17 protein-coding genes are annotated in these 22203 nt (G+C 74.7%); 9 read left to right on the top strand and 8 right to left on the bottom strand.

All coding sequences use genetic code 11. The annotated features are described in order from the left end of the window. The first annotated feature begins 259 nt into the window (after window positions 1–259). Both ACP7CD_RS03450 and menD read left to right on the top strand, forming a co-directional pair. A complete protein-coding gene (locus ACP7CD_RS03450) occupies window positions 260–2458 on the top strand; it encodes a PhoX family protein (protein ID WP_426118850.1) in 2199 nt (732 codons plus the stop codon). 94 nt (window positions 2459–2552) lie between these two features. Then, window positions 2553–4349, top strand: coding sequence for a 2-succinyl-5-enolpyruvyl-6-hydroxy-3-cyclohexene-1-carboxylic-acid synthase (gene menD, locus ACP7CD_RS03445; RefSeq protein WP_290467855.1), 1797 nt, complete (start codon window positions 2553–2555; stop codon window positions 4347–4349). 115 nt (window positions 4350–4464) lie between these two features. On the opposite strand, the gene ACP7CD_RS03440 is transcribed toward menD, so the two are convergent. The 5 genes from ACP7CD_RS03440 to ACP7CD_RS03420 all read right to left on the bottom strand — a co-directional run bounded on the left by ACP7CD_RS03440 (window position 4465) and on the right by ACP7CD_RS03420 (window position 10229). Next, entirely contained in the window at window positions 4465–5853 is a 1389-nt protein-coding gene (locus ACP7CD_RS03440; protein WP_017832452.1) for an MFS transporter, read from the bottom strand. Between the two features lie 239 nt (window positions 5854–6092). Further along, entirely contained in the window at window positions 6093–6914 is an 822-nt protein-coding gene (locus ACP7CD_RS03435; RefSeq protein WP_017832451.1) for an amino acid ABC transporter ATP-binding protein, read from the bottom strand. 10 nt (window positions 6915–6924) lie between these two features. Then, window positions 6925–7719 carry an amino acid ABC transporter permease gene (locus tag ACP7CD_RS03430; protein WP_035924981.1) on the bottom strand — a complete coding sequence of 265 codons (795 nt, stop codon included), beginning with the start codon at window positions 7717–7719 and terminating at the stop codon, window positions 6925–6927. A 76-nt stretch (window positions 7720–7795) separates the two neighbouring features. Further along, a complete protein-coding gene (locus tag ACP7CD_RS03425) occupies window positions 7796–8641 on the bottom strand; it encodes an ABC transporter substrate-binding protein (protein WP_017832449.1) in 846 nt (281 codons plus the stop codon). Window positions 8642–8765: 124 nt separating this feature from the next. Next, entirely contained in the window at window positions 8766–10229 is a 1464-nt protein-coding gene (locus ACP7CD_RS03420; RefSeq protein ID WP_426118846.1) for an isochorismate synthase, read from the bottom strand. 136 nt (window positions 10230–10365) lie between these two features. On the opposite strand from ACP7CD_RS03420, the gene ACP7CD_RS03415 reads away from it, so the two are divergent. The 5 genes from ACP7CD_RS03415 (at window position 10366) to ACP7CD_RS03395 (ending at window position 15481) form a co-directional block, all read left to right on the top strand. After that, window positions 10366–11079, top strand: a complete 714-nt coding sequence (locus tag ACP7CD_RS03415; protein ID WP_081615708.1) for a demethylmenaquinone methyltransferase — start codon at window positions 10366–10368, stop codon at window positions 11077–11079. Further along, entirely contained in the window at window positions 11076–12371 is a 1296-nt protein-coding gene (locus tag ACP7CD_RS03410) for a geranylgeranyl reductase family protein (RefSeq protein ID WP_017832446.1), read from the top strand. The genes ACP7CD_RS03415 and ACP7CD_RS03410 overlap by 4 nt, the downstream gene beginning before the upstream one ends. 11 nt (window positions 12372–12382) lie before the next feature. Beyond that, a complete protein-coding gene (locus ACP7CD_RS03405; RefSeq protein WP_390886819.1) occupies window positions 12383–13450 on the top strand; it encodes a polyprenyl synthetase family protein in 1068 nt (355 codons plus the stop codon). A 109-nt stretch (window positions 13451–13559) separates the two neighbouring features. Next, window positions 13560–15335 (top strand): sodium-dependent transporter, encoded by a 1776-nt coding sequence (locus ACP7CD_RS03400; protein ID WP_290467858.1) that lies wholly within the window; start codon window positions 13560–13562, stop codon window positions 15333–15335. Continuing rightward, window positions 15332–15481, top strand: coding sequence for a methionine/alanine import family NSS transporter small subunit (locus ACP7CD_RS03395; protein ID WP_126350305.1), 150 nt, complete (start codon window positions 15332–15334; stop codon window positions 15479–15481). Before ACP7CD_RS03400 ends, ACP7CD_RS03395 begins: the two co-directional genes overlap by 4 nt. Window positions 15482–15558: 77 nt before the next feature. Here ACP7CD_RS03395 and rarD read toward each other — a convergent pair whose 3' ends face one another. Both rarD and ACP7CD_RS03385 read right to left on the bottom strand, forming a co-directional pair. Continuing rightward, a complete protein-coding gene (rarD, locus tag ACP7CD_RS03390) occupies window positions 15559–16491 on the bottom strand; it encodes an EamA family transporter RarD (RefSeq protein ID WP_109268142.1) in 933 nt (310 codons plus the stop codon). A 21-nt stretch (window positions 16492–16512) separates the two neighbouring features. Continuing rightward, on the bottom strand, window positions 16513–17784 hold the full coding sequence (locus ACP7CD_RS03385) for a DUF6882 domain-containing protein (RefSeq protein ID WP_017832441.1): 1272 nt from the start codon (window positions 17782–17784) through the stop codon (window positions 16513–16515). Window positions 17785–18011: 227 nt separating this feature from the next. Between ACP7CD_RS03385 and ACP7CD_RS03380 the strand changes: the two genes are divergently transcribed. After that, on the top strand, window positions 18012–19403 hold the full coding sequence (locus ACP7CD_RS03380) for an SseB family protein (RefSeq protein WP_035924972.1): 1392 nt from the start codon (window positions 18012–18014) through the stop codon (window positions 19401–19403). A 15-nt stretch (window positions 19404–19418) separates the two neighbouring features. Here the strand turns inward: ACP7CD_RS03380 and ACP7CD_RS03375 are convergent, their stop codons facing one another. Further along, on the bottom strand, window positions 19419–19937 hold the full coding sequence (locus ACP7CD_RS03375; protein WP_251355416.1) for a Fur family transcriptional regulator: 519 nt from the start codon (window positions 19935–19937) through the stop codon (window positions 19419–19421). A 260-nt stretch (window positions 19938–20197) separates the two neighbouring features. Between ACP7CD_RS03375 and ACP7CD_RS03370 the strand changes: the two genes are divergently transcribed. Next, window positions 20198–22135 (top strand): zf-HC2 domain-containing protein, encoded by a 1938-nt coding sequence (locus ACP7CD_RS03370; RefSeq protein ID WP_426118840.1) that lies wholly within the window; start codon window positions 20198–20200, stop codon window positions 22133–22135. The last annotated feature ends 68 nt before the right edge of the window (window positions 22136–22203 follow it).

Raw genomic sequence — 22203 nt, 5'->3', positions numbered from 1 at the left:
CTGAACGGATGGGACGGCCTGACGCCTCGAGCATCCCAGAACCGGGACGGCCGCGGAATCCGCCGGCGCATTGTTTCTTTGAGTGAACTCGGCCCGGGACGGACCCGCTGATCAGGGGCGGATGGGTCCCCGGCCGGTCACTGCCCGTTCACCTGCGGTTCGCACGGCCGCCCCCGGGGCCTCACCGGGCGGTGGTGCAGTGGCGGAGCACCCGTTCCCCGACCGCGGTCCGCCGCGGGCCCCGTCCCCTGGGAGAGCCATGACCGACACCGCCAAGCGCACCGTCCTGCCCCTGCTCGGCCACACGCGCGGCAAGCGCAGCCCCGTCACGTGCCAGCTCAAGTGCGGCAGCGCCTGCGCCGGACCGGAGTGCAACACCTCCGGCAACGGCTACTTCCGCGACATCGCGAGCGCGGCGCTGTCCCGCCGCTCCGCCCTGGGCCTGGGCGCCGCGGCGGCCGTGACCGTCGGCGTCGTCGGCGCCACCCCGGAGGCCGCCCAGGCCCACGGCCGCGGACGCTCCGGGCTGTCCTTCGCGCCCATCGCCCCCGTGCCGAACACCGTGGACGACCTCACGGTCCCCGAGGGCTTCGACTGGTCCCCGATCATCCGCTGGGGCGACCCCCTGTTCGAGGACTCCCCGGAGTTCGACCCCCTCCGGCAGACCCCGGAGTCCCAGGCGGCCCAGTTCGGCTACAACAGCGACTACCTGGACATCCTCCAGGACCGCGGCGGGCGCAGCGGAGTGCTCGTGAACAACCACGAGTACACCAACGAGAACCTCATGTTCCCCGCCGAGCAGCAGGACGACCTCCAGCGGGTGGCCCGGGTGGCCATGGCCGCCCACGGCATGTCCGTCGTGGAGATCGCCCGCACCGGCCCCGGCCGGCCCTGGACCTACGTCCGCGGCGGAGCCCGCAACCGGCGCATCACCCTGAGCACGCCCTTCGCCGTGGACGGCCCGGCCGCCGGCTCCGCGCTGCTGAGGACGCAGGACGACCCGACCGGCACCGTGGTCCTCGGCACGCAGAACAACTGCGCCGGCGGCACCACCCCGTGGGGCACCGTCCTGTCCGGCGAGGAGAACTTCAACCAGTACTTCAAGGGCAACGGCTCCGCCGAGCAGAAGCGCTACGGGATCGCCGCCGAGGCCCCGAGCCGGCGCTGGCACGAGGTGGACCCCCGCTTCGACTCGACCCTGCCGGGCTACGAGAACGAGCCGAACCGGTTCGGCTGGGTCGTGGAGCTCGACCCCCAGGACCCCGCCTCGACCCCGGTCAAGCACACCGCACTGGGCCGCTTCAAGCACGAGGGCGCCAACGTGCGCGTGGCCGAGGACGGCACCGTGGTGGCCTACTCCGGCGACGACGAGCGCTTCGACTACCTCTACAAGTTCGTCTCCGCCCAGAAGTACGTCGAGGGCGACCGCGCCCACAACATGACGCTGCTCTCCGAGGGCAACCTGTACGTCGCGAAGTTCACCGGGGACACCGCGGCCGAGATCGACGGCTCCGGCCGGCTGCCCTCCGACGGCGCGTTCGACGGCTCCGGCGAGTGGCTGCCCCTGGTGGTGGACGGGGAGTCGGCCGTGGCCGGCATGTCCGTGGAGGAGGTCCTGGTGTTCACCCGCCTGGCAGCGGACCAGGTCGGCGCCACCAAGATGGACCGCCCCGAGGACGTCGAGCCCTCCCCGCACACCGGCAAGGTCTACGTGGCGCTGACCAACAACACCGACCGCGGCACCCCGGGCAAGGCCAGCCCGGACGAGGCCAACCCGCGCACCCAGAACCGCGACGGGCACGTCATCGAGATCACGGAGCGTCACCACCGTGCCGACGCCACCGAGTTCGGCTGGAACATCCTCCTCGTCGCCGGGGACCCGGCGAAGAACGCCTCCACCTACTTCTCCGGCTACCCGGTGGAGAAGGTCTCCCCGATCTCCTGCCCGGACAACCTGGCCTTCGACTCGGAGGGCAACCTGTGGATCTCCACGGACGGCGCCCCGGGGACCATCGGCTACAACGACGGACTGTTCAAGGTGGGACTGTCCGGGCGCGAGCGCGGCAACGTCGAGCAGTTCCTCGCCGTGCCGCAGGACGCCGAGACCTGCGGGCCCGTGATCCACGACCGCGAGCGCATGGTCTACGTGGCCGTGCAGCACCCGGGCGAGGACGGCTCCTTCGAGGAGCCCCGCTCCTACTTCCCGGACTACGTGGTGGAGACCCGCCAGGGTGAGGGCGAGTGGTCGCTGCCGCGGCCGTCCGTGGCCCAGGTCTTCGCCGTGGACCGGGCCGGGGAGACCGAGTTCCCCGGTGCGATCCACGACCGGCCGGGCCACGGCCGCAACCAGCACAAGCGGCGCAAGAACGGCGAGCGCGGGCCCCGCTACCGCGGCTACAAGGGCAAGGCCACCGCGGAGACGAAGGCGGCCGCGAGGACCGCGTCCCGCTCCTACTGAGCCCCGCCTCCTGAGGCGTCCGGAGCCCACCGGTCCCCGGCCCGCCCCGCGGCGGGCCGGGGACCGCTGCGTTCCCGGACTACCCTGGTCTCCTGTGACCACACCCTCTCTCGACACCGCCCGCACCGTCCTGGAGGAGCTCGTCGCCGCCGGGATGCGGCACCTCGTCGTAGCCCCCGGCTCCCGGTCCGCGCCGCTGGCCTACGCCGCGGCGGCCGCCCAGGCCGCCGGGGCCCTCGAGGTCCACGTGCGGGTGGACGAGCGGAGCGCGGCGTTCACCGCCCTCGGCATCGCACGGGCCACCGGCCGGCCGGCCGGGGTGCTCACCACCTCGGGCACGGCCGTGGGCAACCTGCTCCCCGCGGTGCTGGAGGCCGACCACGCCGAGGTGCCCCTCGTGGTGCTCTCCGCCGACCGCCCGCCGGAGCTGCGGGGCACCGGCGCCAACCAGACCACCCGCCAGCCGGGAATCTTCGGCGACCACGTGCGCGCCGCCGTGGACCTCCTCCCGGACGACGACGTGCCCGCCCGGCTCGAGGAGGTCCTCGCCGCCCTGGCCGGCCGTGGACCGCAGGGGCCCCGGCCGGCGGGACCGGTCCACCTCAACGTGGCCCTGCGCGAGCCGCTGCACCCCGCGCCGGAGGACGGCCCGGTGCTCGCGGCCCGGGCCCGGCTGCTGGCCGCCCGGACGGGGGCACGGCCGGACCCGGGGCCGGCCGCGGTGGCGGCCGGCCCGGTCGCGGTCCCGCCGCCGGACGCCGGGACGGCGCGCTCCGTCGTCGTCGCCGGGGACGGCGCCGGACCGGACGCGGCACGCTTCGCCGAGGCGTGCGGGCTGCCGCTGCTCGCGGAGCCCTCCTCGAACGCGCGGAGCGGCCCGCACGCCGTGGGGGCCTACCGGCTGCTGCTGGACTCCCCGCTGGGCCGGCGGATCGAGCGGGTCCTGCTCGTGGGCCGGCCCACGCTCTCCCGCCCGGTCGGGGCCCTGCTCGCCCGGGAGGGCGTCGCCACCGCAGCCGTGCGGCCGGCACCCGTGGCCTGGTACGAGCCCGGGCGGCGCCGTGAGCGGGTGCTCACGAGCTGGGCCGAGGCGGCCGCCTTCACCGGCCGCGGCGCCCCCGGCTGGGCGCAGGCCTGGCGGGAGGCGGGCGCCGCCGCGGACGGCGCCGTCGCCGGGCTGCTCGCCGCCGAGCCGCCGGGCCGGGCCACGGGCCCGGCCGTGGCCGCCGCGGTGTGGGAGGCCTGCCGGCGGGACGGGGCCGTGCTGCTGGCGGGCTCCTCCAACCCCGTGCGCGACCTCGACCTGGCCGCCCGGCCCGGCCCGGCCTCCCCGCTCGTGCTCGCCAACAGGGGGCTCGCCGGGATCGACGGGACGGTGGCCACGGCCGCCGGCGCGGCGCTCGGCGGGGACCGGCCGGTCCGCGCCCTCCTGGGCGACCTGACGTTCCTGCACGACGTCTCGTCCCTGCTGCTGGGCCCGGGCGAGCGCGAGCCCGACCTCCAGCTCGTGGTCCTCAACGACGGCGGCGGGGGGATCTTCACGACCCTGGAGCACGGCGTGCTGGGGGAGCAGGAGGAGTACCGGGCGGTCGTGGAGCGGTTCTTCGGCACCCCGCACGAGGCCCGGCTCGACGCGCTGTGCGCCGGCTACGGCGTGGCCCACCGGCGTGCGGCCGGCGTCGCCGAGCTCGAGCAGGCGCTCGCCGCGCCCGTGCGGGGGCGCTCGGTCCTGGAGGTCGTGGTGGACCGGCGCGGGCTGCGGGACCTCCACGCGCGGATCCGGGCCGCCGTCGCCCGGGCCGCCGCGGAGGCCGCCGCGCAGGACATGGCTCAGGACACCGCGCAGGACACGGCTCCGGACAACGGTGCGGGAGGCCGCACCGGCCGCTGAGGGGTCTCGAGGTGCGCCGGGTGCCCTGCGCCGGCCGGCGCCCCGGGGCCGGGGACGCGGGCGGGCCCCGCCCCCCGGCGAGGGGGGACGGGGCCCGGAGGCGGTGCCGCGGGGGTCAGCCGCGCACGGTGGGCGCCTCCTGCTCGGCGGGCGCCTGCGGGTGCCCGGCGAGCTCCTCCACCCGGTGTTCGGCCTCCTCCAGCCCGCGCTGGTGGGGCACCACGAGGGTGACCAGCGCACCGAGCAGGGCCACGCCGGCGAAGACGTAGAACGCCTGGGGGCCGCCGAAGCCGGCCGCGGCGAGCCAGCCGCCGATGATCGGGCCGAAGATGCCGCCGAACCGGCCCATGCTCGCGCAGAACGCCACGCCGGCGGCCCGGGCGTTGGTGGTGTAGTAGTTCGACTGGAACCCGTAGACCAGGACCTGGGTGCCGATGGTGCCCACGCCGGCCACGGCGATGAAGAGGAACAGCAGCGGCAGCGGGAAGCTGAAGGTCATCAGGACCAGGGCGATCGCGGCCAGCGCGAAGGTCGTGGCGATCATCCGCTGCGGGCCGGTGCGGTCCGCGAGGCGGGAGGCCAGCAGACCGCCGACCAGGGCGGAGCCGTTGAGCACGAGGACGAAGTAGAGCGGGCTGATGCTGTGGCCGTAGCCGTTCATGATGACGGCGAGCCAGGTGTTCAGTCCGTAGGTGAGCAGCAGGCCGCAGAAGGACATGAAGCCCAGCAGGATCGAGGCCAGGGCGAACTGCCTGGAGAACACGGCCGCGTAGCCGGTCCTGCGCGGTGCGGCCCCCACCGTCTGGATGACCTGCTCCTCGATCAGCGGGACGCCGGTCCGGAGGGCGACGGCCTCGGCCCGCTCGGTCTCGCCGCGGGTGAGCAGCCAGCGCGGGGACTCGGGGAGCTTCCACAGCATGAGCGGGACGAGCAGGAGGAGGGGGAGGGCCCCGATCATGAAGAGCCCGCGCCAGCTCAGGTCGGCGAGGAAGGCGATGCCCACGAGGGCGGCGAAGACGCCGCCGGCGGGGATGCCGGAGTAGACGATGCCGTTGTAGAACTGGCGGCGGCCGGCGGGGGCGAACTCGGCCATGGTGGCGCCGGCGGTGGCGATCACGAGGCCGAGGCCGATGCCGGTGAGGAAGCGCATCGCGCCGAAGGCCAGCACGCTGGTGGTGAGCGCGGTGACGAACATGCCCACGGAGAACCAGGCGACACCGGTGATCAGCAGCCGGCGGCGGCCGAAGAAGTCGCCGATGGCCCCGCAGACGAGCGAGCCGATGAGCACGCCGATGAGGGCGTAGGAGCCCACCAGGCCGGCGACGGCCGGCTCCAGGGTCCCGATCTGGGTGGGGTCGGCGAGCAGGCCCGGCAGGACCACGCCGTAGATGACGAGGTCGTAGCCGTCGAAGAGCAGGGCGAGGCAGATGATGAACGCCACGAAGCGGGCGGTCCTCTGCTCGAGCAGCGGGTTCTCCGCGATGATGGTGTGTGGTTGGGTCATGTTCCCCGGGACCTCTCTGGGCAGCGCGTGGACAAGGCAGGAAGCGGGGGAGACCGGCGGTGCGTCCCCTGGCTGCGTCCAGCCTGGCAGAGCTGTGATCCGGGTCATATGAGGCAAAGACCCAGGGATCCACCAGGGGGTGATTCACATGTCGGAGGTATTGATGTCCTCGATCGGGTCTGTTGCGGATATGAGTCCGGGCCCGTCGTCCGCAGACGACGGGCCCGGACCGCGCCGGGTCACTGCTCCGGGGCCTGCACCTGCGTGGGGTTGAGCACGCGGGAGAGGAACGCCTGGGTGCGGGGCTCGCGGGGGTGGCGGATCACCTCGGCGGCGGGGCCCTCCTCGACGACCACCCCGCCGTCCATGAACACCACCTTGTCGGCGACGTCGCGGGCGAACTCCATCTCGTGGGTGACCACGAGCATGGTCATGCCCTCGGCGGCGAGGTTGCGCATGATGGCCAGGACGTCGCCCACCGTCTCGGGGTCGAGGGCGGAGGTCGGCTCGTCGAAGAGCATGAGGGACGGGTCCATCGACAGGGCCCGGGCGATGGCCACGCGCTGCTGCTGCCCGCCGGAGAGCTGGTCGGGGTAGTTGTCCGCCTTCTCGGCCAGGCCCACGCGCTCCAGGTTGCCGCGGGCGATCCGCTCGGCCTCGGCGCGGTCCCGCTTGAGCACCTTGAGCTGGGCCACGGTGCAGTTCTCGAGCACGTTCAGGTGCGGGAAGAGGTTGAACTGCTGGAAGACCATGCCCACGTGCCGGCGCATCCGGTCGACGTCGGCCTCGGGGTCGGTGACCTCGAAGTCGCCGATCGTGATCCGCCCCTGCTGGGGGGTCTCGAGCAGGTTGACGCAGCGCAGCAGCGTGGACTTGCCGGAGCCGGAGGGGCCGATGAGGCAGACCACCTGGCCGGCGCCGACGCTGAGGGAGATGCCCTTGAGGACCTCGAGGGAGCCGTAGGACTTGTGCAGGCCCTCGACGACGACGGAGGCCGCGTCCGCGAGGCCGTCGGCGCCGCCGGGCCCGGACCGGGGAGTGGGGGAGGATGCAGTGCTCACAGTCAGGCTCCTAGGACTTCTTCATGCGGTCGGTCTTGGACTCGAAGCGGCGGGTCAGGATGCCCAGGGGCACCGTGATGATGAGGTAGCAGACACCCGCCACCACCAGCGGCGTGAGCCCCGCCCCGGCACCGGAGATGGCCTCGCGGCCGTATTTGGTGAGCTCGTACTGGCCCACGCCCATGCCCAGCAGGTAGACCAGCGACGAGTCCTTGGTCAGCAGGATCACCTCGTTGGTCAGCGGGGGCAGCACGATCCGCAGCGCCTGTGGGATGACGATCGTGACCATGGCCCGGGCGTGGGACATGCCCAGGGAGCGCGCGGCCTCGTACTGGCCCTTCGGCACGGCCTGCAGACCCGCCCGCAGGGACTCCGCGATGTATGCGGCGGCCACGAGGCCCAGGGCGATCATCACCGTGACGTAGTGGTTGAAGCGGAAGCCGAAGGCCAGCGGGATGCCGTAGCCGAAGGCGAGGAAGACCAGCAGGGCGGGCACGCCGCGGAAGAACTCGATGTAGATCGTGGCCAGCCACCGGTAGGGCGCCACGGACGAAAGCTTCATGAGCGCGAGCACCACACCGCCGGTGAGGCCGACCACGAAGCCGAGGAGCGTGTAGATGAGCGTGTTCTTCAGCGCGACCACGATGATGCCGGGGAACTGCTGGGCCGCGATGGCCGGGTTGAACACCTTCTCGACCAGCAGCGGCCAGTCGGCGACCGCGATGAGGGCGAGGACGACGAGGATCAGGACGGCGTACTGGACGCCGCGGGAGAGCCGTGCTCTCTGGTGCATGGTCATGGCCATGGGTTGGTCCGTTCTGGGTGGTACGGGTGGGACGGTGACGGGGCCGGCGTCCCGGGTGCGGGTCGCCGGCCCCGGGTCAGTTCTCCTGGACGGGGATCCACGTCTCGACGATCTTCTCGAGCGTGCCGTCCTCCTCGATGCGGTCCAGGGTGGCGTCGACCGCGCCGAGCATCGCCTCGTCGCCCTTCGCCACGGCCACGCCGAGCTGGTCGTCGAGGTCGGCGGTCTCCTGCACCACGAAGTCCGGGTCGTCCTGGGCGTGCTGGGCGATCGCCGTGACGTCGTCGAGCACCGCGTCCACGCTCCCGGTGCTGAGCCCGGTGAACAGCGTGGTGGCGTCCTCGAACTGGACGGCGTTGAGGCCGAGCTCCCGGGCCTGGGTCTCGCCGACCGTGCCCTGCATGACCCCGACCCGCACCTGCTCCTCGCGGGCGGCGTCGATGGAGTCGACCCCGTCCTCCCCGTCGGTCACGAGGCCGACCTCGTTGTCGTAGTAGGGGTCGGAGAAGTCCATCACCGTCCGCCGCTCCTCGGTGATGGACAGGGCGGAGATCGCGACGTCGCACTGGTCGGTCTCGAGGGCCGCGCCGGACTGGATCGACTCGAAGGCGAGCGTGACGTTCTTCATCTCCACGCCGAGGTCCTCGGCGATCTCCCGGCCGAGGTCCATGTCGAGACCGACCATCTCGCCGCCCTCCTCCATCTCGAACGGCGGGTAGTTGGACTCCGAGCACACGGTGAGGAACCCGGGCTCCACCAGGGCCACGGCCGAGGACGCGGTGGCCCCCGCGGTCTCCCCGCCGCCGTCCGCGGCCTCCCCGGAGGGGCTCTCGGACGTGCAGGCGGTCAGGGCGAGGGCGGCGATCGCGGACAGCGCCGCCAGCGCGTGCGCGCGGGACGGGCGGGTCGTCGGACGGGGCATGCGGGGTTCCTCCGGTGGGAGCAGTGGTCGTCGGCGCGGACGGGCCGGGCGCGGGCCCGGCCCTGCGGGGCGGTGGCCCCGCGCGTGTTCGGGCACCAGGATACGGTGCGAGCCCGGCTCCGGCTCAGCCGGCGGACAGGCCCGGGGCGGGCACGAGGCGCTCCGGGGCCCCGGCGGCCCGCTGCCCCAGGGCCTGGAGCATCGGCCGCAGCTTCGCCCAGGTCTCGGCCAGCTCGGACTCGGGGTCGGAGGCGGCCACGATGCCGCACCCGGCGTAGAGCCGCACCGTGCGCTCGTCCTCCTGCACCGCGCCGCGCAGGGCGATGCCCCAGTCCCCGTTGCCGGCCGCGTCGAGCCAGCCGACCGGGCCGGCGTAGAGTCCCCGGTCCATCTGCTCCAGCTCCGGGATCGCGGCGGCGGCCACCGCCGTGGGCGTCCCGCACACCGCGGCGGTGGGGTGCAGGGCCTCGGCGAGCTCGAGGGAGGACGGCGGGTCCCCGGCCGGGCCCGGGCGCAGCGCGGCGGTGACGTCCGAGGCGAGGTGCCACACGTTGGGCAGCTCGAGGATGAACGGCTCCGGGGAGGTCGTGACGGCGTCGGTGTAGGGGGCCAGCGACGCCTCGAGGGAGTCGATCGCGAACCCGTGCTCGTGCTGCTGCTTCTCCGACTCGCCGAGCACCCGCGCGGCGTACTCGTGCGGGTCCTCGTCCGGGGGCGCGGCGTCCCGGTCCAGGGTGCCGGCGAGGACCCGGGCGTGGGCCACGCCGTCGAGGACCCGCACCAGCATCTCGGGGGTGGCCCCCATGAGTCGGCCCGCGCCCGCGGGGTCCCCGCCGAGGCCCACGCAGTACGTCCAGCACTGCTCGTAGCGCCGGGCGAGGTCCCGCACCACGGCCACGGCATCGAGCGGGGCGTCCGTGCGCGCCACGACGTCCCGGGCCAGGACCAGCTTCTCCATCCGGCCGGAGCGGATGCGCTCGACGCCCTCGCGCACCGCCTCCGTCCACTCGTGCTCGCCCAGGGTCCCGGAGGACAGCCGGACCACGGCCGGCGCCGCGGGCGGCCCGCTCGCGGCGGGCGGGCGCCCGGGGGCGGAGCCGATCCGGCGCAGCCAGGCGGCCGCGACGTCGTCGGCGCCCAGCGCGAAGGGGGTCCCGGGGGCCACGGCCACCACGAGGGTCGCCCACGCGACGTCGCCCCGGCGGCCCACGAGCAGCTCCGGGACCACGAGCCCGGAGTCCACGCCGGAGGCGGTCGCGAACGTGAACGCGCCGAAGGCGGTCAGCCCGGTCCCGGGCACTCCCACGCGGTCCTCGATCACGGCCGCGCCGACCAGGTCGTCCCACCACACGCGGGCCGCCGTGAACCGGTCCGCGCCGCGCACCGTGTGCTCGGCGGCCCGGCCCCAGGCCACGAGTCCGCGCCCGTCCACCGTCCAGGTGAGCAGCTCCGGTCCGGCGAGCAGGTCCCGCAGGTCCGGGGCGGCTGCGGGGTCCGCGCCCAGCGCGGACAGCGGCACCGTCAGGGCGTGCAGCACGGGGACCGGCGGGGCGGCTGCGGGGTCGGCGGCGGGGGCGGTGGGAGACATCGCCCCCAGTCTAGGCCGACCGCCGGACAGCCCCCGGTCCCGCTCCCGCGGGCGGGGCCGCCGGGAGGGCGTCCGGGGCGGGCGCCGGGGGAGGGGCCCGGGCGGGGGCGTCGGAGCGAGGTGCGACAATGACCGGGTGAACCGAGCAGACCTGTCCAAGCAGCCGCACGAAGTCTCCGCCATGTTCGACGACGTGGCGCCCCGCTACGACCTCGTCAACGACATCCTCTCGCTGGGGCGGACCCGCGGCTGGCGCAGGGTCGTCGCGGAGGCCGTCGGCGCCGTCCCGGGGGAGAAGGTCCTCGACCTCGCCGCCGGGACCGGGACCTCGTCCGAGCCGTACGCGGACGCAGGCGTCGACGTCGTGGCCGCGGACCTCTCGCTCGGGATGCTCGAGGTGGGCCGCGCCCGCCGCCCGGACATCGAGTTCGTGCAGGCCGACGCCACCCGGCTGCCGTTCGCGGACGCGTCCTTCGACGCCGTGACCATCTCCTTCGGGCTGCGCAACATCCAGGACTACCGCCGCGCGCTCGCCGAGATGCTGCGGGTCGCCCGGCCGGGCGGGCGGCTCGTGATCTGCGAGTTCTCGACCCCCACGGCCGCCCCGCTGCGCACCGTCTACACGGAGTACCTCATGAAGGCGCTGCCGGGGATCGCCGCGCGCGCGGCGTCCAACCCGGAGGCCTACCGGTACCTCGCGGAGTCCATCGCGGCGTGGCCGGACCAGGAGGACCTCGCCGCCGAGATCCTCGCGGCCGGCTGGACCGGCGTGCAGTACCGCAACCTCACCGGCGGCATCGTGGCCGTGCACCGGGCCGTCAAGCCCGCCGCGGACGCCCCCGCCCGATGAGGGCCCTCGTCCTCGGCGGCGGCCCCGCCGGCGCCACGGCCGGGTACTGGCTCGCGGCGCACGGGATCGAGGTCACCGTCCTGGAGAAGACCGCGTTCCCGCGGGAGAAGGTCTGCGGCGACGGGCTGACCCCGCGCGCCGTGCGCGAGATGCGGCTCATGGGCCTCCCGCACGGGCCCGAGCTCGGCTACGCCCGCAACCGGGGGCTGCGGCTCGTGGCCCGCGAGCGCAGCGTCGAGGTGCCGTGGCCCGAGCTGAGCGACTTCCCGCCCTACGGGCTCGTGCGCACCCGGCTGGGCTTCGACGAGCACCTGGCCGGGCACGCCCGCGCCGCCGGGGCCCGGGTGCTCGAGCGCCGGGCCGTGACCGGGGTGCTCCGCGACGGCTCCGGCCGGGTCGTCGGCGCCCGCGCCAACGTCCTCGACGCCGCCGGGCGGCGCACCGGCGAGACCGAGGAGCACCGGGCGGACGTCGTGCTCGCGGCCGACGGCAACTCCTCCCGCACCGCGGTGTCCGCCGGGCTGCACAAGCGGGACGACCGCCCGATGGGGGTGGCGGTGCGCGCCTACTTCGAGTCCCCGCGCTCGGACCTGGACTGGATGGAGGGCTGGCTCGAGCTCACCGACGGCACCGACCCGCAGCGGGCGCTGCTGCCGGGCTACGGCTGGGTCTTCGGCGTCGGGGACGGCACCGCCAACGTGGGACTCGGGATCCTGGACACCTCCCCGGCGTTCGGGGCCCTGGACTACCGGAAGGTGCTCGCGGACTGGACCGCGTCCATGCCCGCCGAGTGGACGTTCGACGAGGAGCACCGCCGCGGCCGCGTGCTCGGCGCGGCCCTGCCGATGGCCTTCAACCGCACGCCGCACCACGTCCCGGGGATGCTGCTGCTCGGCGACGCCGCGGGCCTCGTCTCCCCGTTCAACGGGGAGGGCATCTCCAACGCGATGGAGTCCGCCCGCTACGCCGCCGAGCACGTCGTGGCGGCCGCGGCCGCCAACGGCCCCGCCCAGCGGGAGCTCGTGCTCGCCGGCTACCCCGACCGGGTCCGGCAGGAGTGGGGCGCGCACTTCACCCAGGGCCGGGTCCTGGCCCAGCTCATCGGCAGCCCCGCCGTGATGAAGGCGGCCGTGCGCACCGGCATGGCCGTGCCCGCGCTGATGCGCTTCGTGGTCCGGGTCATGACGGAGCTCTCCGACCGCCCCGCCGCCACGTGGGAGGACCGGGTGGTCTCCCTCCTGGACGCCCTGACGCCCGCGACCGGCAACACCCGCCCCCCGAAAACTCGCTAGAGTGGTGGACCGTGACTGAATCCTCCTCCCCGAGCGCCGACGGCCCCGCCGCAGGTCTCGGCACCGATCAGGTGAAGCTGCCCGCCGGCTTCGACCTCATCGCGTCCGACGACCGGCTGGGTCCGGTCGTGCTCGGGTCGCTGGCCCGGATCGAGGAGCGGCTCGACGAGGCGGTGCGCAGCGCCGACCACCTGGCCGACGTCACCTCCCGCCACCTGCTCCAGGCCGGGGGCAAGCGCGTGCGGCCCCTGCTGACCGTGCTGGCCGGGGAGATCGGCGGCGGCATCAACGACGCCGTCCTCGAGTCCGCGGCCGTCGTGGAGCTCACGCACCTGGCGACCCTCTACCACGACGACGTCATGGACTCCGCGCCGCTGCGCCGCGGCGTCGCGACCGCGCAGACCGTGTGGGGCAACTCGGTGGCCATCCTCACCGGCGACCTCATCTTCGCCCGCGCCTCCTCGATGGTCTCCGAGCTCGGCCAGCGGGCCCTCAAGATCCAGGCGGACACGTTCGAGCGGCTCGTGCTCGGCCAGCTGCACGAGACGGTCGGCCCCCGCGAGGGGCAGGACCCGCTGGAGCACTACCTCGACGTCCTCTCGGGCAAGACCGGCTCCCTCATCGCGGCGTGCGGACACTTCGGCGCGGTCCTGGCCGGGGCCGACCAGGACGTCGTGGACGTCATGGTCGAGTACGGGGAGAAGGTCGGCATCGCCTTCCAGCTCGCCGACGACGTGATCGACGTGACCGGCGAGGACGAGGTCTCCGGGAAGTCCCCCGGCACCGACCTGCGCGAGGGGGTGCCCACCCTGCCGGTGCTCATCCTGCGCCGGATGGCGGGGGAGGGCGACGCCGACGCGGTGCGCGCCCTCGAGCACCTCGACTCCGACCTCACCTCGGACGAGGCCCTGGCCCGGGCGGTGACCGCGGTCTCGGAGCACCGGGCCACCGAGGAGGCGTGGCGGATCGCCCGGCAGTGGGCCGACGAGGCCATCGCGTCGCTGGAGCCGCTGCCGGACACGGTGGCCAAGCGCGCGCTCGTGGCGTTCGCGCACGCCGTCGTCCACCGCGAGGCCTGAGCAAGCTCTGCACCGTGCGTCCCGGGCCGTGGCGCCGGGTGTGGTTCCCGCGGTCCCACGGGCTAGCCTGTAGCCGTCCGCAGACCACTTCCCGCACCCGAGGACGACCATGACCCCTCAGTCCCCACCCGGCCGTGCCGCCGCGCCACGCGAGGCGTTCTCCAGCCGCACCGTCTTCATCCTGGCCGCGATCGGCTCCGCCGTCGGCCTCGGCAACATCTGGCGCTTCCCCTACATCGCCTACGAGAACGGCGGCGGGGCGTTCCTGATCCCGTACCTCGTCGCGCTGCTCACGGCCGGTCTGCCGCTGCTGATGCTCGAGTACGGCATCGGCCACCGCTTCCGCGCCTCCGCGCCGCTGGCCTACCGCCGCCTGCACCCCAAGACCGAGTGGATCGGCTGGTGGCAGATGGGCATCAGCTTCGTGATCGCCGTGTACTACGCCGTCATCCTCGGCTGGGCGATGCTCTACACGTTCTTCTCGTTCAGCAAGGCCTGGGGCGAGGACCCCGGCACGTTCTTCCTCGCGGACGTCCTGCAGACCTCCGACGAGGTGACCGTCGCGTTCGACTTCGTCCCCAGCGTCCTGGGCACCACCGCCGTGGCCTGGGTGGCGCTGCTGGTGGTCCTGCTGCTGGGCGTGCAGAAGGGCATCGGCCGGGTCAACCTCGTGCTCATCCCGCTGCTGGTGCTGATGTTCCTCGTGATCGTCGTCATCGCCCTGACGTTGCCCGGTGCAACGGACGGCCTGAACGCGCTGTTCACCCCGGACTGGGCCGCACTGGGCAACAGCGCCGTGTGGGTCGCCGCCTACGGCCAGATCTTCTTCTCGCTCTCGGTCGGCTTCGGCATCATGATCACCTACTCGTCCTACCTCAAGCCCAAGACGGACCTCACCAGCTCCGGTCTCGTGGTGGGCTTCGGCAACTCCAGCTTCGAGATCCTCGCCGGCATCGGCGTCTTCGCGGCACTGGGCTTCATGGCCGGGGTCGCCGGGGTGGGCGTCGACGAGGTCGCCACCTCGGGCATCGGCCTCGCGTTCATCGCGTTCCCGACGATCATCTCCCAGGCGCCCCTCGGCACCCTCATCGGGGTGCTGTTCTTCGCGTCGCTGACCTTCGCCGGGTTCACCTCGCTCGTGTCCATCGTCGAGGTCGTCGTCGCGGCGGTCCAGGACAAGCTCGGCCTGCGCCGGCGCACCGCCGTGGTGGCTGTCGTGGTGCCCATGGCGCTGATCTCCCTGGCCCTGTTCACGACCACCACGGGGCTGAACCTGCTCGACGTCACGGACAACTTCGTCAACCAGTTCGGCATCGTGGCCGCGGCACTCGTGTCCGTGATGCTCCTGACGGCCGGCTTCTCCGCGCTGCCGACCCTGCGGGACCACCTCAACTCGGTGTCCTCCTTCAAGCTGGGGCGCACCTGGATGGTCGTGGCCGGCGGGCTCACCCCGATCGTGCTGGGCTACATCCTCATCGACACGCTCACCACCACCGTGGCGGAGGGCTACGGCGAGATGCCCACCTGGTTCGTCAACACGTTCGGCTGGGGCATGGCGATCGGGCTCATCGTGATCGCCTACGTGCTCTCGAAGCTCCCGTGGCCAGGAGCCTCCCGGGCGAACGAGCTCAGCCCGTCCCCCGCGATCCTGGACGCCTTCACGGACCGGAACCGGATGGAGGGGGACCGGCACCTCTCCCACTGGTCGGACACCGCCCTGCGCACCCCGGCCCTCGACCAGGACTTCTCCTACCGCACCCTCGCCGAGGGCACGGCCGGGTCCACGGGCCGGCACGCGGAGGCCCCCGCCGAGGGGACCGGCGCGGCGCCCTGGAGCTCCGGCACCCCGTCCAGCACCACCGGATCCCAGGAGGACCCCCGATGACCACTCCCGCCATCATCATGCTCATCGTGGCCGTGTGCACGGTCTGGGGCGGCTTCATCGCCGCCGTCCTGCACCTGCGGCGCACCCCGGAGGTGGACGAGAACGACCAGGGCTTCGGCGGCGACGACTACGTCCGCACCACCTGACCCCGTCCCGGACCCTCGGGACCAGCAGGAGGGCCCCCGGCGCCGCGCGGCGCCGGGGGCCCTCCTGCACGTGGTGCTCAGGCGCGGCGCGCCCGCGGGGCGCGCACCGCGTCCAGCACGAGGAGCAGCACCGCGAGCCACACGAAGCAGAAGCTGACCCAGCGCTCCAGGGGCATCTGCTCGCCGAACACGAGCACGGCCAGCAGGAACTGCCCGATGGGCGCCACGTACTGGATCATGCCCACGGTGCTCAGCGGCAGGCGGGTCGCGGCGACCCCGAACAGGATCAGCGGCACGGCCGTGATCACGCCCGAGGACAGCATCAGCAGGAGGTGGCCGGTGCCCTCGCTGCCCAGGGTCAGCCTGCCGTCCGCCCCGAGCAGCGCCACGACGATCGCGGCCACCGGGGTCAGCGCCATCGTCTCCACGGTCAGCGTCACGATCGCCGGGTAGGACCCGCCCATCCGGTTCTTCACGAGGCCGTAGAAGCCGAAGGAGAAGGCCAGGCCCAGCGAGAGCCACGGCACCCGCCCGTAGAAGACGGCCATGACCACGACCGCCACGAACCCGATCCCCACGGCCGTCCACTGCAGGGCCCGCATCCGCTCCCGCAGCACCAGCACGCCGAGCAGGATGGCCACGAGGGGGTTGATGAAGTAGCCGAGGGAGGCCTCCAGGGTGTTCCCCGTGGTCGTGGCGACCGTGTAGAGCCACCAGTTGGCCCCGATCAGCAGGCCGGCCACGGCCAGGGTCCCGAGGGTGCGCGGAGCGCGCAGCGCCCGGCCCAGGGGGTGCAGCTGCCCGGTGAGCGCCAGCAGCGCCAGGCAGAAGACCAGGGAGAAGAGCACGCGCATCGCCACGATCTCCACCGGCGTGGCCGGCTCCAGGGCCACGAAGTACAGCGGGAGCAGGCCCCAGATCCCGTAGGCGGCGAATCCGGAGAGCACACCGGCCCGGGTCCTCGACTGCTCGTCGGGATCCGGGCCGGGTGCGGTGTTGTAGGCGGTCACGCTCGAGGGTACCGCCGGGGGTCAGAGGCCGAAGAATCGGCTGAAGAAGCCCTTCTTCCGCTCGCCCTGCTCCTCCTCGGCGGTCTCCTCGCCCTCCACCACGGGCTCCGTCCCGGCGCTGCCCGGGACACCGGGGCCGGCCACGACCTCGCGCTCGACCTCGCGCTCCACCTGCGGCTCCGCGGCGGGCTCCCGGTGCTGCGCGGCGGCGGGCTCGGGCACCTCCTCGCGGGCCGGGCGGACGGGCTCGGGGCCGGGCACCACCGTGGTGCTCACGCGGCCCGGGCGCACCTCCCGGTCCGAGGGCTCCTGGTCGAACGGGAGGTCGGCCTCGGCGGCACCGGCGTGCGCGGCGGCCGGCTCCTCGGCCGGCCGGGGCTCCTCGGCCGGCTCGGGCCGGACGTGCTCCGTCTCGACGAAGTCGGGCACCTCGATCGGCTCGGGCTGCTCCCGGGGTGCCTCCTCGGGCACCGGGGTCTCCGCGGGAGCCGCCGGGGCCGCGGCGCGGTGCGGCTCGGCCTCCTGCCGGGCGGCCGTGGCCTCGGCGGCGGCACGGTCCTCGCGCAGGGTGGCGGCGCGCTCCTGGGCGTCCGCGGCCAGGTCCACTAGGATCTCGGGGCCCACGGACGGCTCGGCGGGCTCGACACCGGAGATCTGGTGGTCGTCGAACCAGAACCGCTGCGCGCCGTCCCGCACGGTCACCACGCACGTGGCCTCGGTGTCCCACTCGATGTGGGCGCCGCGCAGCTTGGCGTAGGAGTCCACGGCGAGGTTGTGGTCCACCGCGGTGTCCGTGGTCAGCGCCTCGGCGATGACCCGCATCATCCGCTCCACGGTGAGCTCGGGGAGCTCGAACTCGGGTCCGTCCAGCAGCAGCCACGCGGTGACGCCGCCGCCCGCTCCCGCGGGGTAGTGCGCGTACACGCCCGTCACGGCCTTGGCCGCCAGCGTCAGCCGGCGGGCGAGGCCCTCCGCCACGGGCAGCTCGTCGGTGGACAGCTCGTCCACGCCCAGCCGCTCCCCGGCCTCGCGGGCCTGGACCGCGGCGGAGACCACCGCGGCCGGGAAGTGGCCCAGCTCCTGCCAGGACCAGATCCAGGAGCCGCGGGAGGCGGACTCGGTGCCCAGCAGATAGGGCGTCAGGGTCACGGGGGGCTCGGTCTGCAGGGTGAACGCCGGCGCGGAGAAGTCGACGTCCCACCCGGCGCCCTGGGTCAGCTCGGCCAGCCTGGCCTGGTACTCGGTGGAGATGAAGATCGACTCGTCGATCAGTTCCTGCAGCGTTTTCGTCATGCGTCCAGGCTAGCAACCCTCGCGGGTGCGGGAGCGTCACGGCGGGCGCCGCCCGGTGCGTCGGCGGGGGCGCCGGACGGCCGCTCCGCCCGCGGCGGCCGGGGACCGCTTGGGTAGGGTGGGGCGAGACCTCTGGGGCCCCGCAGGTGCCGCGCCCGGCCCCGCGCCCGTCCCGTGACCACCACGATCCGAGCAGGCCCCCTCGCGGGCCGGGAACGAGCCACCGCATGAGCGAGACCCCCGACACCCCGACCCCCGGGCCGGCCCGGCAGGAGCTGCTGAACACGATCGGCTCGTGGGTGCTCTCCGTGCTGCGCACGGAGCCGGGATGGGACCGGATGGTCGTGGACCTCAAGGTCCAGGGCGGGCGCGTGCACCTGCGCGTGCGCGAGCAGCGGGGCGACGAGGTGGTGCCCGGCACCGCCGGGCCCATCAAGGAGGACAGCGCCGTCATCCCCGCCGTCGAGCAGCTGCGGGAGAACGTCCACGTCCCGGGGCGCGGGACGTGGTTCACGGCCACGGTCGTGATCCTCGCCGAGGGCTGGCCCGAGCCGACCCACCGGATCGGAGGGACCTACGACCTCGACGGCGAGCCCCGCCAGTGGGGGACCGAGGGGCCGTTCACGGCCCAGGACGTCCTGGCGCACCTCGAACGCTTCCCCCGCACCCGCGCCCGGATCCCCGCGTGGGCCCTCGAGCTCGCCCGGCGGGACGGCGTCGAGCTGCCCGTCCTCGCCCCGGGCGCCGAGCAGCAGGCCGACCCCGAGGGAGTCGTCAACCCCCTCGTGCGGGCGGCCGTCGACCGGTTCGTGAGCGCCCCCGACAACAAGGCGATGATCGAGGTCGTCCGGCAGTGCATGGCGGGCTCCCTGCTGCTGGACGTCACGGCCAGCGACCTCGTGGCGGGCCCGGGCGGGGAGGCCGTGGGCCCGGAGTCCACCCTGCGCGTCCAGACCCTGGGGGAGCCGGACGGCACGCGGTCCCTCGCCGCCTACACCTCGGCGGCGGAGGCCCAGGCCATGTTCGACCGCCACCACCCGGACGGCGGCAAGCCCGTGCTGCTGCGCGAGTCCGCCGTGAAGGTCCTGAAGATGCTCGCCGACGACCCGCAGCACGACCACCTGGTCATCGACCCGGCCCACCGCGGCTGCCGGATCAGCCGCCCCCAGGTGGAGTGGGCGATGCGGGCGCCGCGCAACGACGCCGTGAAGGCCGCGATGCTCGAGAACAACATGTCGCAGCTGCTCGCCGGGCTCCTGGCCCCGGACGCGGTGCTGCTGCTCGGCGCGCGCGTGCAGGACGGGCGCGCCGTGCCCGTCTACGCGAAGCCGCAGGAGGAGGGCGCCGCGCCGGACACCCTCCTGCTGTTCACGTCCGCGCCCGAGGTCGCCGTGCTGGACACCACCCTGGAGGTCCGCTCCGCGCCGGCCCGCCAGGCGCTGCGCTTCGCCCTCGACGCCGGGGCGCGGAAGGTCAGCATCAACGCGCACCCCCCGGTGGCCACGCTGACCGCCGACCAGCTCCGGGAGCTCCTGGCCCTCGTGGAGAAGGAGCCGGGGCAGGCAGGGGGCGCCGAGGCCGGGCCGGCTCCGGCCGGGGACGGCACCGGGCGGAGCTGAGTCCCGGCGGGCGGGTCAGCCCGCGGCGGGGAGGGGCTGCTCTGCGGAGGGCTGCTCCGGGGCGGCCTGCGCGGGGGCGGCTCCGGCCGCGAGGCAGTCGGCGCAGATGCCCTGGTAGACGACGTCGGCGGTGAGCAGCTGCATGCCGTGGTGCTCGGAGGGCGTGAGGCACGGGGCGTGGCCGACGGAGCAGTCGACGTCGGCCACCGTTCCGCAGCGCACGCAGTACGCGTGGTGGTGGTTGTCGCCGGTGCGGGTCTCGTACCGGGCCGGGGACGCGGGCGGCTCGAACTTGCGGAGCATGCCGACGGCCGTGAGGTCGGAGAGGACCACGTAGACGGACTGCAGGGTGATCGCCGGCAGCACCGTGCGGACGTCCGCGAGGACCTCGTCGGCGGTGGAGTGCGGGCGGCGGTCCACCGCGTCGAGGACGGCCAGCCGCTGCTTGGTGACCCGGCGGCCGTGGGAGCGCAACAGGTCCGACCACGCGGCGGCCCGGGCGGTGTCCGGTGCGGGGCGTTCCGTTGTCTGCATCCTTCTACCGTAGCGTTATCACGATGGACTCACAATAGCGGGACGCATCCGCCCCGCCCGTGTCCGCCATGGTCGATCCCTCGTGACAGTTCTGGTCGCACCGGCGGGCGCCGGCTTTCACCCGCCTCTGACCTGCGCTTACGATGTGCGCGGGGGATGGGGGTCCGGCACCGTCGTCGTGGCGTGCGCGCCCGCGGGTCGGACGGGACGTTCCCGGAGCTCTTTCTTCCCGAACGACCGCGACCACCACGGAGACAGACATGACCCGTCCTGCCCACGCCCGTCCGAACGGCCCCGCCGGCGACCCTGAGGCGCTCCGTGACGACGTCCTCCTCGACGCCGCCCACTCCGGGGACGCCGACGCCTTCGGGGTGCTGCGGGAGCGGTACCACGGCACGGCCCTCGCCGTGGCGCGGTCGCGGACCGGCAGCACGGAGGAGGCGGAGGGCGTCGCCGCGGCGGCTCTCGGGCGGATCGAGCAGATCGTCGGCGAGGGCGGCGGACCCCGCGCCTTCCTCGGCGCCTTCGTCGTGTGGATGGTCGGGCGGGAGGCCGACGGCGGCACGCGGCCGGTCGCGCTGCCGGACGATCCCGCCGACCCCGCGTCCCTGGTCCGGGTCTTCAGCGGCCTGCCCGCCGAGTGGCAGGGCTTCCTCTGGCGCACCGAGGTGCTGGGCCAGAGCGCCCGCCGTGCCTCGGCGGCGCTGGGGCTCGGCGCGGTCGCGGCCGCCGGTCTGCACCGTGACATGGTCCGGGGTCTCCGCGGGCTCTACGGCCAGGCCTCGGCGGACCGGGCAGCGGGACCGGACTGCGCGGAGTTCTCCGCCGAGCTGCCCCACTTCGTCCGGGGCACCCGCGGGCAGCGGAGCCGGCGGGACGTCAAGGCGCACCTGGACGGGTGCGCCCGCTGCACCGCCGAGTACCTGGGCCGACAGGACATCGGGACGGGCCTGCGCACGTGGACGCTGCCCGTCCTGGCCGGTCTGCCGCTGTGGGGCACCGAGTCCCTCGAGCTCACCAACCTCATCGCCGCCGCCGGTGCGGGGACCGGCGCGGCCGCCGGAGCAGGGGCCGCAACGGGCGCCGCCGCGGCCGGTGCCCCCGCAGGGGTCGCTGCCGTCGGCGCGGGGGCCTCCCGTGCCCGTCCGGAGGACGCGCCGGGAACCTCGCCGTGGTCGAGCCGCAGGACGAAGGTCCTCCTGGGCGCAGGGGCCCTGGCGACCGCCGTGGCGGTCGCCGCGGTGGGCGTGTCCGGCGGGGGCGACCCGGTCCCGGCCGCCGACAGCCTCGCCGCCGAGCGGGCGCCGCGCACCGCCGAGGACCTGGAGAAGCCTCGCGCGGACGGTCCTGCGGCCGGAGCGGAGCAGGACGACGACGAGTCCGGTGCCGGGGTCTCCGCGGCGGAGCGCGACGGGAGCCCGTCCGGGTCGGACGAGGCCGCGGCCGGGCAGACGCCGGGCGACGCCCCGGCCGGCGCGACCCAGGACGGTGCTGGGCCGGAGGCCGCGGCCCTCGTGGCCGACGCCGACCGCATCGATGACGACCTGGCCGGTGACGACCTGTCCGGTGCCGGCCGCAGCGGTGACGACGCGGGCGCTGCGGCGGCCGCCGGCGGCGTGCCGGGACCGTCCGGGGACGAGGGTGCCACCCCGCTGCGCTCCGGTGCGGAGCGGCCGGCGTCCGTGCCGGGCGGGGCCCGTGCCCCGGAGACCGGGACGCCCGGCGCGGTGTCGGGCGATGGAGCCGGAGCTGCCCGGGACGCGTCGTCCGGGGACGCGCCGAGGAGCGCGCCGCCGGCCCGCAGGGCCGACGACCCCGCGACCGCTCCCACACCGGCACGGGAGACGGGCACCCCCTTGCCCGTCCCGTCGGTGCTGACCCCGCAGCCGGTCGTGGACGCGAGCCCCGCGCCGTTCAAGGCGCCGGCGCCCCCGGCCCGGACGGCCGGACCGCCGAGCGACCGCACGGGCTCGGACGCCGCTCCCGGACGCCGGCACGCGCAGCAGGGGGCCGGCGCCCCCGGGGTGCGGTACGCCGAGCGCGGGCCCCGGCACCGCGGGACGAGCTGGGACGACGACGGGTCCCGCGAGCGGAAGCACTCGGGGCGTCACAGCCGCGACCACCAGCGGGGGTCGGACGGGGCGCCCGGCCGCTCCGGCGGCCACGCCGACCAGGGGAAGGGCCGCTCCCACCGCTGAGCGCCCCGCCCCGCCCGCGCCTCCTGGGACCTGGCGTCGCCCGGCGGCCCCACGGCCCTCGGCGGCAC

It is taken from the genome of Kocuria sp. LHG3120, from assembly GCF_049897445.1.
Taxonomy (GTDB): Bacteria; Actinomycetota; Actinomycetes; order Actinomycetales; family Micrococcaceae; genus Kocuria; species Kocuria rosea.
This window is presented reverse-complemented; position numbering and strand designations above follow the sequence as displayed.

Excerpts from the sequence above, each read along its gene's own strand:
- ACP7CD_RS03375 (WP_251355416.1), bottom strand. The coding sequence starts at position 19,937 with ATGCAGACAACGGAACGCCCCGCACCGGACACCGCCCGGGCCGCCGCG.
- ACP7CD_RS03425 (WP_017832449.1), bottom strand. The coding sequence starts at position 8,641 with ATGCCCCGTCCGACGACCCGCCCGTCCCGCGCGCACGCGCTGGCGGCG.
- ACP7CD_RS03420 (WP_426118846.1), bottom strand. The coding sequence starts at position 10,229 with ATGTCTCCCACCGCCCCCGCCGCCGACCCCGCAGCCGCCCCGCCGGTC.
- ACP7CD_RS03385 (WP_017832441.1), bottom strand. The coding sequence starts at position 17,784 with ATGACGAAAACGCTGCAGGAACTGATCGACGAGTCGATCTTCATCTCC.
- ACP7CD_RS03440 (WP_017832452.1), bottom strand. The coding sequence starts at position 5,853 with ATGACCCAACCACACACCATCATCGCGGAGAACCCGCTGCTCGAGCAG.
- ACP7CD_RS03370 (WP_426118840.1), top strand. The coding sequence starts at position 20,198 with ATGACCCGTCCTGCCCACGCCCGTCCGAACGGCCCCGCCGGCGACCCT.
- ACP7CD_RS03400 (WP_290467858.1), top strand. The coding sequence starts at position 13,560 with ATGACCCCTCAGTCCCCACCCGGCCGTGCCGCCGCGCCACGCGAGGCG.
- ACP7CD_RS03395 (WP_126350305.1), top strand. The coding sequence starts at position 15,332 with ATGACCACTCCCGCCATCATCATGCTCATCGTGGCCGTGTGCACGGTC.
- ACP7CD_RS03430 (WP_035924981.1), bottom strand. The coding sequence starts at position 7,719 with ATGGCCATGACCATGCACCAGAGAGCACGGCTCTCCCGCGGCGTCCAG.
- ACP7CD_RS03380 (WP_035924972.1), top strand. The coding sequence starts at position 18,012 with ATGAGCGAGACCCCCGACACCCCGACCCCCGGGCCGGCCCGGCAGGAG.
- ACP7CD_RS03450 (WP_426118850.1), top strand. The coding sequence starts at position 260 with ATGACCGACACCGCCAAGCGCACCGTCCTGCCCCTGCTCGGCCACACG.
- ACP7CD_RS03410 (WP_017832446.1), top strand. The coding sequence starts at position 11,076 with ATGAGGGCCCTCGTCCTCGGCGGCGGCCCCGCCGGCGCCACGGCCGGG.